Here is a 13,216-nt window from a genome sequence, read left to right as displayed (position 1 = left end):
CGTGGTCGATTACCTCACCAAAAGCTTCCCGGTTCGGTTGATGGCCGTGTTTACGGACGAGAATGGCAATGCCCGGTCCGAACCGATGAGTGATGAGAACGGTGCCCCTGTTCTCTGTCGTTCGGCGCTTGCCGCGCGCGATCGCATGATCGAGCAGCTCTGTGCCTTGCCGCCGATCGCGACGGCGCTCGATGCGATCATCGAACGGTTCGGTGTCGATCAGGTCGCCGAAGTCACCGGCCGTACCCGACGCCTGATCGTCGGGCGCGATGGACGCCAGGTGCTCCAGTCGCGCTCTCCGCGCGCCAATGTCGCCGAAACGCGAGATTTTATGGACGGGACAAAGCGGATTCTGATTTTCTCCGATGCCGGTGGCACCGGCCGCAGTTATCATGCCGACCTTGCGGCAAAGAACCAGATGCGCCGGGTCCACTTCCTGCTTGAGCCGGGCTGGCGGGCCGATGCCGCGATTCAAGGGCTTGGCCGTACCAACCGCACCAATCAGGCGTCGGCCCCGCTGTTCCGCCCGGTGACCACCGATGTGCGTGGCGAACGTCGGTTTATATCGACCATTGCACGTCGGCTCGACAGCCTCGGGGCACTGACCCGAGGGCAGCGCCAGACAGGTGGGCAGAACCTCTTTGATCCTGCCGACAATCTCGAGAGCACCTACGCCAAGGAGGCGCTTCATCGCTGGTTCGGCCTGTTGTTCGCAGGCAAGCTGGAAGCCGTTACGCTTTCTCGGTTTGAGGAATTGAGCGGGCTCAGGGTCGAAGGGCCCGGCGGCGGGATGGTCGATGACCTGCCAACAATCCAGCGCTGGCTCAATCGCATCCTCGCGTTGCCTATTGCTCTGCAAAACGGGATATTTGACGAGTTTCTCGGCCTCGTCGAAGCGCGGATCGATGCAGCACGCCAGGCCGGCACGCTCGACATAGGGGTCGAGACCATTGCGGTCGAGCATTTCGAGGTGCTGACCGATACGCGACTGCGCACAGATGCGCTGTCGGGTGCGACTACGCATCTCCTGGAACTAGAGATCGCCCGCGCGCTCAAGCCTTTGCGTCTCGAACGGCTCGAGGAACTCTACGGCTTTTCAGGTGCGCGTCAGCAACTTCTGCGTAATGGGCGCTCAGGCCGGATCGGGCTGCTTGTCCCGGCGCGTAGTCTGCTCACCGACGAAGGTATGCGTGTGGCCCGCTTCGAGCTTGTCCGTCCCTTGAAGCATGGGCACATCACCGCCGATCAACTCGAGGAGAGCAACTGGGAAACGGTGGATCCAACCGAATTTCAGCGCCTGTGGCAGGCGGAGGTCGATGAAGCCGCATCAAATCACAAGCGCGAGCGACTGCATCTTGCAACCGGCCTGCTGCTTCCGGTGTGGGACAAACTACCTTCCGACTATGTTCGGGTCAGCCGGATCTCGGCGCGAGACGGACGCTCGCTGTTAGGTCGGGAGGTTCCGCTCCATTGCGTGCCCGAACTATGCCAGGCGCTTGGGCTTGAAGACGAACATGCCTTTTCGGCAGAGCAAATCGTCGATGCGGTGCTCGGGACAGGGCGACCGATGCAAATCAAAAGCCGCGAAGCGCTTACGCTCAAGCGCAGCCTCGTGAATGGCGCGCAGCGGCTCGAACTGGCTGGTTGGTCGGCGTCGCGCCTCGACTGGTACAAGGCACATGGGTGCTTCACCGAGATCATACGCTATCAGACGCGGCTTTTCGTCCCGACGACGAGCGCGGTGGCGGTCTTGGCGAGACTTGTCGGATGAGGCACACCTATATTGCCAATTGGCATCTAAAGTGATATATGATGCCATATGGAGAATGCTCATGTTGGCACTGCAACCCGTTGATACCGTCCCCCATGCCTTCCGGCCCGATCCTATAACTCAGGAGGAAGCAGCGGCGATGTTCCGCGCCGTGCTGAACTTGTTTGGGAAATGGGAACTCACCGACGAGCAGGCAGCGACTTTGCTCGACATGCCGGTTCGCTCCTATCGACGGTGGAAAGCTGAGGGGCCGGGCCGTGTCTCGCGCGATGGTGCGGCGCGGCTCTCCAACCTGATGGGTATCCACAAGGCGCTGAGGATCATCTTTTCCGAAGCCCAACGTGGCTACGCCTGGATCAAGGCAGGTAACGCCGCCTTTGCCGGAGCGAGTGCGCTCGACGTCATGCTTGGCGGCGAGCTGACCGATATCATGCGGGTGCGTCGCTATCTTGATGCCGAACGTGGTGCCTGGTGATTGATCCCAAGGCAATTCCAATTGCCCAAGTCGAGTGGAAAGGTGCTGTGCGGATTATCCGCAGTGCCTTTCCACCGATCGACCTGTTCGAAGATATCGCAGACCCCGCAGATTGGCCGCTGCTGATCTCTGCCGAGCAAAAAACCAATCCCCGCATTATGGCGACGATCGGCAATCTCGATCTGGTACCTGCTGACCGCCGGGTAGGGGGCAACGGCGCATCCTATCTGATGGCCCCGTTCACGCATGTCAGCACGGACCGACCAAGTCGCTTCACCGATGGGACCTACGGCGTCCTATATGCGGGGGATGCATTCGAAACTGCGCTGTTCGAGACAATCCATCACCATGCCCGCTTTATGGCTCGCACTATAGAAGCGCCAGGCTGGACCTCACAGTTCCGTGAGATCATCCTTTCGGTAAGCGCTGATCTGCACGATCTCAGAAGCCTTGCGGCAGGCGATCCCGCGCTAGATCCCGACAACTATGCTGCATCGCAAGCCCTCGCTGTTGATCTCAAAGGAGGCGGGGCCGAAGGTCTTGTCTATCCGAGCATCCGGCATCCGGGTGGTGAATGTGTCGGCTTGTTCTACCCGGATTGTGCATCCGACCCCACTCAGGGACGTCACCTCGACTACCATTGGGACGGAACGGGTGTCGACCTGGTTCGAGACGCTGGCACAGGGGCGGTATTTCGAGTCGTGGGAACTACCTAAATTATAGGCTTAGATCCGGCCTATGTTGAGCTTGCTGCTGCGAGAACGTTTTGCACCATACGTAGACTGTAATTTTTCGCCGCAATAACACAGAATGCATAAGTCACGAATAAGCACGATCCATAGATCGCACTTTTGACCCAGTCTTCGGTAGCCCACAAAGCGAGCCATGGTAGGGTGACGGTCAATAGGGCTGTGATTGTTCCGATGTCTCGTGCAGCCAAATAGCGTCCGTGTGCGTCTAGCACTCCAACCTCTTCACGATGATTACGATAAATTCGGTAGAATAGCGCGTTCTGCTTATCGCCAACCCGGGGCAATGCTCCGAACTCTGTTCGCAGTTTGCGCATATCGACGTTGCCGCTCGCAGGGCCGATCTTCGAAAACGCGCGCGATCCTGGCAACGGGTCTTTCCAGCGCCAATGCATGAGCCGGTCACGCCATTTAGGCGGAACGAAGCCCAGCAGTAGAAGTGAGGCGATCACGATAAGTCCGAGACCTGCGGTTCCGGGTGCAGCAAATGTCTCAAGCTGTTTCGCCAAAGTCGCTCGGTCTGCTGACAGCATTTTCGTAGGGTCGGCCGTAACCCAGACAAAGGCGAGAACGTGACAGATCATCGCGGCTCTGATCAGCCAGGCATTTTGCTCTTTGAGGGATTTCCCTTCGGCCATCAATCGGGCTCCTTCGTATGCATGAGCGCATGAAAGCTTGTTGGCGTGGCGATCAGCAAAATCGACGGCGGGGTGCGCTCTGCCGCCAACTCAGCCGCGGTATTCCAGTCGGTCCCTGAAGGTCCAGTATCGTGAAGATGGCTGTGCCAGGTTCCAACGTCGAACAACGTCCTTCCGCTCGCTTCGTGTCGTGCCTCAATGGCTGCATGGAGTCCCTGAGTGCCCAGCACAAAGAGGGCTACGCTCCGCTGGCTGTCAGGCGGTGCGTCCAGAAGATCAACGACGGTTACTGTCTTCAGGCGCGCGCTGGTGCAACCGATCATCACGCCGCCAGTTTCGACTGCCGAATAGGACGCAGCTTCAGCACGAATGCGGTCGGCCACACGCTTCGATATCCGTAACTCCCAGCCATCGGTTCCAGCGATTTCAACGGTCTCAAATGGAGGAACCTGGTACCGGACCCAGCTCGTGGCCGGAGTACCGACATCCATCGCACCCATTACAATCATGCCATCGTTGACGGGCGCCGCCAGTAGTTCGCTTAACTCCAACGCGAGGCTGGCGGTCATGGCCGAAAGCCTCGCATCGCTCATTTGCATCGTGAGTGATCCGCAGCCTTGGCCAATCCTGATTTCGGCTAGCCCTTCGGCCGGGTCGAAAAGCAGTTTGCTCGCAGGTGTGCCATCGATCGTGGCGTACATCTCTGCCATGAGATCGGCATGGTTCGGATTATGCCTTGGGCCATCGGCCAAGAGAAAAGCTCCGCGCCCTCGACCGAAGAGCGCCGCTTCAAAGAGCCGCGCCCGGTAGCGTGCCGGTGCGGCATCGACCAGTGCCTCTCGCACAGACAAGGATGCCGTCGAATTGATGACGGCGCCAGCGCACTTCGGCAAGAGTGTCTTCGCAAGCTTCTGTTCGCGTAAATCCTTGCCGAGATCGCCTTTATGCACCTCGGGTCGCAGACCGAACCCTTCGAGCTCCTTGGCGAGCGCTTCAGCCTTGCTGCTCGGGACGTGCGAAGGACCAAGCGCATGCCGTGCCATATTGTGCGGACGAAGGCCCGATTTATCGCTGACACAAACAATATCCTGCCCACTGCGTGCGGCGTGGAGTGCGAGCTTGGATCCGACGCTTCCGCAACCGAGCATTACGAGGGGTGGTTGGTCCGGCGAACCAGAGAGCGAGCGCAGAAGTGGTGCACTGATCGATTGGTAATGCGCAGCAGGCGAAACTGGTTCGTTATTGCCCTGCACAAAAAGCGTTTGCCTGCCATGTTCGGCACGGACGTCGATGACGTAGGGCAGCAGTTCGATGTCCGATTCAGTACCGATGAGGTGGACCGGTCTGCGGGCGCACAGGATCACAGAGACGGGAATCGGGGCAGGAAGAACGAAGCCGGCGAAGCTGCGCTCGAGATTGCTCAGGAAGGCATCCAGCCCCCTTGCACACCCGATCTCCTCAGCGCGGGCGCGTAGGTGGCCCAGCGTTTTTACGTCCTCCGGCACGTAAATCGAATGGACGAACGCACTGCCGTCAGAGTTCTTGTCCGGCCAGATGATCGCGACAACGGTATTGCCCACGCGCATGTCGCCACGCATCGGGCTCGCGGTGAAGGTATCGTCCCCCTCGCTCGTCTTGAGCGGCGTTCGCTCACCATCGCTCGATAGCCACGCTTCCGCATCTACCCCGAGTAGACCGCTTGGATCGCCTCTGCGGTAATACTTGCCCTTCCAGACGGCCCACCCGCCTTTCCGATCAACAAGAGATCGCGCATGTTCGGCATCGAGTTCGACAATGTCGCGATAATCGCGCCGCAACATGGGTTCCCATCCCTGCTCGGGGTCGATTAGGTCGTTGATCGCCGCCTTGCGGAGCCAAACTGCTAGCTGGTCGACGAGGTGAAACACGCCGTAATCGACGAGCCCGAATTGCAAGAAAAACTCATCCTGATCTCCGTCGATCAGGCATGGGCGTGGCGGCGTCGAGAACGGCATCAGATGTGGGAAGTGGCGAGGGAAGTCGTCACGCAGGTAAAAACGCGGGGACTGCCATGGCCAGCTGGCAGGCAGCTTGAGCACAACAGACTCGCAGGTCCGAACGCCGCTCGAACTTACGTTATCTGCCTTCATGTCGAGTGGCATTTCGACATTCATGTCGATGCGGACACGTTCCAACCCGTGCTCTAGCTCGAGAACCTCCCCGCCGACACATTCCGAGTGCTTAAGTGCTACACGCAGTACATGATCGGCTGCGCTGGCTTTATCATCGGTAGCCATCGGCGCGTCCGTGAGCGCGAGCTTGGCTCGCGGTGGCGCCTATACCCATAGAAGCTGCGGCGGCCTTCGCGGCGCTCTTAACTGTCTTTGTGATACCGTTGGCGGTAATCTCGTACTCAAGTGCGCGTTCCTCGCCTTCCCAGACATCGGCAACGCAGATGAAACGATCTCTCTTGCCATCGACGATGGAGATATACTCGCGCTTGGCGCGGTCGCAGGGTGGGTCTGAATCGTCGGCATCAATCGTCTTTGAACTCGCCACCACGATGGCACCCTTGCGGATCTGACCGAGTGCATTGCGGGCCGCCTCGCAAACCTCGGCGTCCTCGCCCATCTGGGACCAGCTATCGTAGCTCAGGCTGTGCCAAGAACAATGGTGAGGTGCCTGAAGGATATCGTAGTCGAGCCAGTGGGCATTGTGGTCGCCCAGGTCCTCCCACAGTCGCTCCCAGATCGCCACCTCGGCATCGCCACCTGACAGGAAGCGGCACTTATCAAGGATCCCGCCGCCGCGGATCGAGAAGCGAATGATGACTGATGAGCGGTTCTTCGCGAGCAATTCTTCGGTGTCTTCATCTTCCCCCTGTGGTAGCGGGGCAAGCAATCGACCTTCAAACGCGCTGGAGCCAATCTCGTTGAGCTTCGTGATGGTTTCGTTCGTCTTCACTACGATGCCGAGGATATCGTCGGTCTTGCCATCCTCATCCTCGCCCATGATCTGAATGCGGTCGCCTTCGCCGGCAATCGTGCCGTTCTCGCGGAACAGCGCGACGCGGCGCCGAGCCTCCTTCGCCCACGCCTTAGCGTCTGGGCAGAGCGTATGGCTCTTAGACGACCGGCGGAAGACTACTGGCGAGGACCACATCTCACGGATCAGAATCTTGTCATCATCCTTGGCCCAGTCCTCCGGCGGCCCAAGGTGAAAGTGCGATTCGAGCCCGGAGATATGGTCTTTATCGGGGTGGCTGAGTAAAAACCCATCGACATAAAGGCGTCCCGCGCTGTCCCGGTTCAGTCGTTCGCGCAGATCCGACATCACATCCGGCGTGTCGTCGTCGTCATTGTCGGCGGCTTTGCGCACGTGAAGGTCGATCAGGATCTTCTGGTCATTATCGAGTGTGACCAACGTCATGTCGCCGTTGCCGACAGGAAAGAATACGATCGAAGCAGTCATTTTCGGCCCCTTGCTCACGCCCAATGTTGGCATGCGCGAGGCAGGCCACATGATTTTGATCTATCAATCGCAAGCCTTGCAGCGTAGCAGGGGCGAGGATTAACGAGTCTTGAGACTATATGGGTATAGCAACCTTACCCGTCAAGTTTCGCAAGGGGTAAAAATGACCGAAGGTGACAACCGTAGATCGTGGACGCAGATCCGGCGGTTTGAATTCATCGAATGGAAACTGTTCTGGGAAGGCTCGCTCAACCGCAGTGACCTCGAGGATCAGTTCGACATCTCCACGCCACAAGCCTCTGTCGACCTGCGCAACTATAGGGAAGAAGCAGGTGAGAACATCTCATACGACGCGACTCTAAAGGCGTTCGTGCCAGCACCAGAACCAAAGCTAAGATTTTTGAAAGCGTCAGCCGATCGGCTGTTATTGCAACTTCGCGCGTGGATGACTGGGGCCCTCCCACGCGATGATCTTTGGTTCAAGGCACCTCCGCCTGTTGCGATGGCGCCGGACATTGTTCGACATGTGGAACCGAAAATGCTGAGAGCGATTTTGCGGGCGATTCAGCGTAGAGAGGCGATCAACGTCCTATATCAATCGCTGACAAATACTCGATGGCGAATGGTTGCCCCCCATGCATTGGCCTTCGACGGTTATCGATGGCATATGCGTGCTTGGGCTTGCGACCGAGGCGATTTTCGAGATTTCGTCATTACTCGAGTGCAAAAAATCGGGAAATCTGAAGCTGCGAACTATGATGTCGCCCACGATATAGAGTGGAATACAGTGACCGCTTTACGGCTCTGCCCACACCCTGGTCTTAGTGAGGAGCAGGCCGCTGCGATCCGGCGAGACTACGGGATGAAGGACAATTGCCGCACTATAAAACTTCGCATGTCACTCGCCTACTATTTTATTATGCGAATGAATCTCGATCTCGACACGCTTCCTCCTGAGCGGGCTCAGATCGTCCTTGAAAACCTGAAAGACGTTAAAAGGCAAATCATTGAAGCCCGAGCAGAGACGCGGCGCAGGATTGCTGAATAGCTGGGAAAAATTGGCTTAGTTCCTGAGAGTTACGCTCGATCTAAGCCATTTAAAAATTGGCCAATAAGGCCGGCGGACACTAACCATTTTGCGGCTCTTACCCTGAAGTCTGGACATTTGGTGTTTGCGTGGTTCCGTGAGGGGAATTGCTACGTGCCGAGTTTGGCAACTAATCTGCGTTCAGGCTGCTAACGACCCACCTGCGGGCAATGAGAGGGAAGGGGAGCTTGCTTCTGACTGAGCCGAAGGAGCGTCGATGGTCGACGCTTGAGCTCGCAATCAGGAGTAAGTCCCATGATCAAGACGATCCCGCTGACCAAGTTGGTCCAGTCCCCTCGTAATGTACGCCGTCACGGTGACCCAGTCGCAGATTCCGAACTGAAAGCGAGCATTGTAGCCCACGGGTTGTTGCAGAATCTCATCGTTCGGCCTGCTGCTCGTGGCAAATTCGAGGTCGAAGCCGGAGAGCGCCGCCGCTGCGCCTTGCTGGCACTTGCCGAAGAGAAAGTCCTGCCGAAGGGCTACGAGGTTACCTGCCTCGTGCTTGAGGACGATGCGGAAATCGCAGTCGAAACGAGCCTGGCCGAAAACTTCCATCGCCTCGCGATGAACCCGGCCGATGAAGCGCAGGCGTTCGCTGCCCTTATTGATGCTGGTGCCTCGACGGAAGATGTCGCGCGCCGCTTCGGGCTGACGGTTCGCTTCGTTGAAGGCCGTCTGCGTCTCGCGACCCTCGCGCCTGTCGTCTTCGATGCTCTGGCATCCGGTGAAATCACCCTCGATCTCGCCAAAGCTTTCGGCGCGACCTCCGACCAAGAAATTCAGGCTCGCGTCTATGAACAAGCGTCTTCGGGCTATTATGCGCCCAGCGCCGACAGTATCCGGCGCATGGTGCTCTCTGGCACGGTTCGCGGCAGCGATGCTCGGGCCCGTCTTGTCGGTCGCGAAGCCTATATCGCTGCAGGTGGCAGGATCGAACGCGAACTCTTCGACGACGATGACAGCGAGTCCTGGGTTGATGTCGCGCTTCTCGAAACGCTCGCCGCGGAGGAGATGGAAAAGCGCGCCAAGGCGCTCGCAGCAGAGCAAGGTCTTGCCTGGGTCAAGCCGACGCTTGACGCCTATGCCAGTCACGATCTCGTCGAAGGCCTCATTCGACTTCCAGCCGAGCCGGCTCCGTTGACTGACGCCGAACTGGCCCGCCTTGACGAGCTCGATGCCTCGTACGACGAGCATGCGGCCATTCTTGAGGACGAAGACAGCGCCGAAGAAGCAATTGCTGCGGCCGAGGCGACGATCGAAGCGATCGAGCGCGAATGCCAAGACATTCGGGCAAAGCCCCCGGAGCTGGCACCCGAACTGAAGGCCGATGCCGGAATGATCCTCGTTCTCTCGCGCGACGGCACACCGGTTCTCCAGCCGGTGTTCTACGGCGAGCGCGACATCGAAGTCGTTGGTGACGAAGATGTCGTCGAAGTCGTTGCGAGTGTCGGCAGTGATGGCAAACGCCGTGCAGCGCTTTCCAAGCGTCTGGTCGACGAACTTGCGATGCAACGTCGTGACGTGCTCGCGCTCCACGTGGCATCGGATCCCGGCCTATCGCTCGACATCATGGTCTTCACCCTCGCGGATGCCGACACCCACGACTGGCGGTCACGTGCGGCCACGACCCTGCGTGGCGGCGCCCCCGCGGGTCCGATTGTCGGGTTCGAAGCGAAGGATGCGTCGGCAAGCGCATCCCTTGCGGACCTGCGCTCGGGTCTCGATGAGAGTTGGCGATCTGGCGAAGACGCTTCGTCGCGCTTCAAGATGTTTCGGGCACTCGCTGATGAAAGTCGCGCAGCATGGCTCGGCTTTGTCGTCGCTCGCACGCTCGAGGCGAGCCTCAACATGGCAGGCGAACGCCAAATCGCGTTCCAGGATCATCTGGGCAGCGCGATCGGCATCGATATGGCGCAATGGTGGCGTCCGACCGCGGCAAACTACTTCGACCGCGTCTCGAAGCAGGTCATCCTCGATGCGCTCACCGATGTCGGCGGCCTGGAACTGTCCTCGCGCTTCGCATCGGTGAAAAAGGGCGATCTCGCGATGAGCGCCGAGCGCGTCTTCGCGGGGACCTACATCACCGAGGTCGAAGTTCGGGAAAGGGCCCTCGCCTGGGTGCCCGAGGTCATGCGCTTTGCCGACCTGCCGGAAATTCCTGCCGATAACGAAGCGCAAAGTCCCAACGCGGATTTCGTCGCCAACGACGACAATCAGCCCCCGAGCGAGCTGGTCGCCTGACTTCCTCCTGACAGGAACGGCTGCTCGCCACCATGAAGCGGTCCTCCGGCACATGCCGGGGGGCCGCTTCCTTCATGGAAAGAGAGCGGAGGGGGCTCCGGGATCTCCGGCACTGACCGACGGAACTGTCGTCAGGCCATTTCAGGAGATCCAACATGGCCTATCGCAAGGGACAAAGCGGCGCAGTGTCGCCTGCTACCCGTATCACCCAGGAAATCATCGCACGCCTCGAGTCAGGCACGAAGCCGTGGATCAAGCCATGGCGCGGTGTGCCAGTCTCGCGCCCATTGCGGGCGTGCGGCATCCCTTATCGCGGCATGAATGTATTCTGGCTCTGGATGGTTGCCGATATGTGCGGTTACGCCTCGCCGTTCTGGATGACCTACAATCAGGCCAAAGAACTGGGCGCACAGGTGCGCAAGGGCGAAAAATCCACCATCGCCATCTTCTACAAGAGCTACACCAAGGAAGTCGAAGCCCCCGAAACCGGCGAAAAAACCGACGAAAGTCGTCGTGTGCTGAAGGCCTATCCGGTTTTCAATGCTGATCAGGTCGAAGGTCTGCCCGAGCGTTTCCATCCCGCCGCGACGCTTGAGGTGGTGGAGCCCGAGGGCCGTCAGGCTGAACTCGACTCATTCTTTGCCCGTATTCCGGCCGTGCTGCGGCATCAGGGCGACGAAGCCTATTATGAGCCGGTGGCTGACCGGGTGACAATGCCGCCCGCGCATCTCTTCTCGGGCTTCGACCACTATTACGCGACGCTCGCGCACGAGCTGTCGCATTGGACCGGCCATGCCAGTCGCCTCGACCGCAATCTGAAGAATCGATTTGGTTCTGCAGCTTACGCTGCCGAGGAACTCATTGCCGAACTTTCGAGCGCTATGCTTGGCGCTGAACTCGGTTTGCCAGTCACCCACCTCGATAGCCATGCCAGCTATATCGAGCACTGGCTCAAGCTCCTGAAGCAGGATGACCGTGCCATTCTCACCGCTGCCGCGAAGGCTGAGGAAGCATCAAGGCTTTTGCTCAGACTCGGAGGACGGATCTCTGCCGATGATACCGACGAAGCGTCCGCCGACGCTGCGTTGGCCGCCTGAAGGAGGGTGTCATGGGCCGATCGGTCAGTTACCCCAGCGGGGCCATTGTCGCCTTCACTGTGCTCGAAGTCGAAAACGACGACGACTGGGACTTCGAATATGAGTGGCTCCGCGAGGATCTGCGTGAGCGCGCAGGGCAGGCATTCCCTTCTCTGATCGCGCACGACGGTTGGCGAGGCCGCGAAGACCGCATCCTCATGCGCAATGCCTATGCAGATTTCGGCGTGTCGGTTTACGCCGGCCTGGTTGCGGTATGGATCGTCGAGCGTGACGATGGCGCCTATTGGGATGCCGATTGGCGCACGGCCAGATCACCCAGAGCACAACGCTGGCTGTCCCAGATCGCCCCGCGTTTTGATGCGTTGTTCGGCGACTACGTCTGCCTCGGTCACATGTCGAACGGTGAAGGCGTTTACGCAAAACGGGTAGCCTGATGCGCCAGTCACTTTGACAGTGGCGAGGTGCCTGCCCTCCCTGACGAAGCTTGCTTTTGCACTCATGGTCTGAAGCCATGCGAGAAAGGCCCTGGGCCAGCCGCCAGTCTTCCGCAACCCGGCTTGCGCAGGCCCGAGTTGGCCCGGCCCTGTGGGCCGTTGGCCTGCCCGCGCCAGCCTGCCCAAGCGAGTTTCCCCTGTCGGGTGCGGAGACTGCCTCAAGCTGGCCCTGACGGGCTCTCGCTGGCGCAGCCATGAGCGGGTGCGTCAGCCTCACGCCAGTCAGGAGGACAATACCCATGCACTCATCATTTTCTGACCAACTTGCCGGCCTCGATCTTTCCGGTTTTTCGATTGGTCCCGCCCCGGTTTCCACCAATGATTTTCCGGTCCACGAGGCAGTCGTCCAGACGCTCGAAGCGGTCTGGTCCGATCTCTTTGCAATGGTCACGGGGACTGCGCTGGAGGCCGATGCCGAGGACCTCGGCTGGGCGTTCGTCAACATCTTTCACCGTTCCGCGACCCGCAAATCGACCGCAGTCGACCGCGCAACCGACGAAGTCCGAGCGCTCCTGGCTACTGCCGATGGATCCGAAATTCACACCCATGAACTCGAGACCCAGGTTGAGCGTGCGCAGTGTGCCGAAGGGGCTATGCTCGCTCTCGAAGAGATGCGCGAAGTGGCCGCTGGCCTCTATCTCAACGAGTTTGGCTCCTCGTGGAAGCCCGTGTCGAGTTCGCGCTTCAATCACAGCGCCATGCTGACTTCCGCGCTTGTGGAGGGCCGCGAGTTCGTCCGAGCCCGGTCCGAAGCCAAGCGCCGCGCCGCCATGCCAGAAGGAACGCCGGTGATCTTTGCCGGTGGCCGCACACGCCATCCAAACGAGCAGGACGCTCTCACTTTCGCCAACAACGTCTGGGCTACTCTGGACAAGGTTCACGACCGGGTTCCTGACATGGTTCTTGTCCACGGCGGTGATACCAAGGGCGTTGACCGTCTGGCATCTTCATGGGCGGAACGACGCAACATCCCGCAAATCAGCTTCTCCCTCGACATGCGCCTGGGGGCACGCGCAGGCTTCAAGCGCAACGAGCGTATGCTCTCGCTTGACCCCCGTTATGTCGTCGCCTTTCCCGGAAACGGGGTCCTGGAGCGCCTCGTCATCGAAGCGAAATCCCGTCGGATTACCGTCGTTGATCGCCGCGGTCCGCTTGGAACTTCTCCCAAGCGCGCGGCTCAGGATACCGACTGATGCGTCCGGCATCGCGCC

General features: G+C 59.5%; 11 protein-coding genes. 8 read left to right on the top strand and 3 right to left on the bottom strand.

Going from position 1 to position 13,216, the window contains the following annotated elements:
- The 3 genes from KYK83_RS15410 to KYK83_RS15400 form a co-directional block, all read left to right on the top strand.
- Window positions 1-1,771: strawberry notch C-terminal domain-containing protein (locus tag KYK83_RS15410; RefSeq protein ID WP_248284518.1), on the top strand; the 1,771-nt coding region annotated here is incomplete at its 5' end.
- Window positions 1,772-1,832: 61 nt separating this feature from the next.
- Window positions 1,833-2,246 (top strand): MbcA/ParS/Xre antitoxin family protein, encoded by a 414-nt coding sequence (locus tag KYK83_RS15405; protein WP_222828935.1) that lies wholly within the window; start codon window positions 1,833-1,835, stop codon window positions 2,244-2,246.
- Window positions 2,243-2,962, top strand: coding sequence for an RES family NAD+ phosphorylase (locus tag KYK83_RS15400; RefSeq protein ID WP_222828934.1), 720 nt, complete (start codon window positions 2,243-2,245; stop codon window positions 2,960-2,962). The genes KYK83_RS15405 and KYK83_RS15400 overlap by 4 nt, the downstream gene beginning before the upstream one ends.
- Window positions 2,963-2,982: 20 nt before the next feature.
- Here KYK83_RS15400 and KYK83_RS15395 read toward each other — a convergent pair whose 3' ends face one another.
- The 3 genes from KYK83_RS15395 to mblB are packed head-to-tail and all read right to left on the bottom strand — an operon-like array spanning window position 2,983 to window position 7,083.
- Window positions 2,983-3,633 carry a hypothetical protein gene (locus KYK83_RS15395; protein WP_222828933.1) on the bottom strand — a complete coding sequence of 217 codons (651 nt, stop codon included), beginning with the start codon at window positions 3,631-3,633 and terminating at the stop codon, window positions 2,983-2,985.
- Window positions 3,633-5,909, bottom strand: a complete 2,277-nt coding sequence (gene cap2-3, locus KYK83_RS15390) for an anti-phage 6A-MBL system cap2_3 protein (protein WP_222828932.1) — start codon at window positions 5,907-5,909, stop codon at window positions 3,633-3,635. The genes KYK83_RS15395 and cap2-3 overlap by 1 nt, the downstream gene beginning before the upstream one ends.
- The gene (gene mblB / locus KYK83_RS15385; RefSeq protein ID WP_222828931.1) at window positions 5,896-7,083 is read right to left on the bottom strand and encodes an anti-phage 6A-MBL system MBL-fold protein; all 1,188 of its coding nucleotides are present in this window, start codon (window positions 7,081-7,083) and stop codon (window positions 5,896-5,898) included. The genes cap2-3 and mblB overlap by 14 nt, the downstream gene beginning before the upstream one ends.
- A 163-nt stretch (window positions 7,084-7,246) precedes the next feature.
- On the opposite strand from mblB, the gene KYK83_RS15380 reads away from it, so the two are divergent.
- The 5 genes from KYK83_RS15380 to KYK83_RS15360 all read left to right on the top strand — a co-directional run bounded on the left by KYK83_RS15380 (window position 7,247) and on the right by KYK83_RS15360 (window position 13,198).
- On the top strand, window positions 7,247-8,131 hold the full coding sequence (locus tag KYK83_RS15380; RefSeq protein WP_222828930.1) for a BrxR family transcriptional regulator: 885 nt from the start codon (window positions 7,247-7,249) through the stop codon (window positions 8,129-8,131).
- A gap of 294 nt (window positions 8,132-8,425) precedes the next feature.
- On the top strand, window positions 8,426-10,414 hold the full coding sequence (locus KYK83_RS15375; protein ID WP_222828929.1) for a ParB/RepB/Spo0J family partition protein: 1,989 nt from the start codon (window positions 8,426-8,428) through the stop codon (window positions 10,412-10,414).
- A 155-nt stretch (window positions 10,415-10,569) separates the two neighbouring features.
- Window positions 10,570-11,511 carry an ArdC family protein gene (locus KYK83_RS15370; RefSeq protein ID WP_222828928.1) on the top strand — a complete coding sequence of 314 codons (942 nt, stop codon included), beginning with the start codon at window positions 10,570-10,572 and terminating at the stop codon, window positions 11,509-11,511.
- Between the two features lie 11 nt (window positions 11,512-11,522).
- Window positions 11,523-11,945: a hypothetical protein gene (locus tag KYK83_RS15365; RefSeq protein WP_222828927.1), complete on the top strand. Its 423-nt coding sequence runs from the start codon at window positions 11,523-11,525 to the stop codon at window positions 11,943-11,945.
- A 299-nt stretch (window positions 11,946-12,244) separates the two neighbouring features.
- Complete coding sequence (locus tag KYK83_RS15360; RefSeq protein ID WP_222828926.1) at window positions 12,245-13,198, top strand: DUF2493 domain-containing protein; 954 nt, start codon at window positions 12,245-12,247, stop codon at window positions 13,196-13,198.
- Window positions 13,199-13,216 lie beyond the last annotated feature (18 nt).

Source organism: Qipengyuania pacifica (assembly GCF_019857205.1).
Taxonomy (GTDB): Bacteria; Pseudomonadota; Alphaproteobacteria; order Sphingomonadales; family Sphingomonadaceae; genus Qipengyuania; species Qipengyuania pacifica.
The sequence above is the reverse complement of the archived record's forward strand: the minus strand, read 5'-3'. Positions and strand labels throughout refer to the sequence as shown.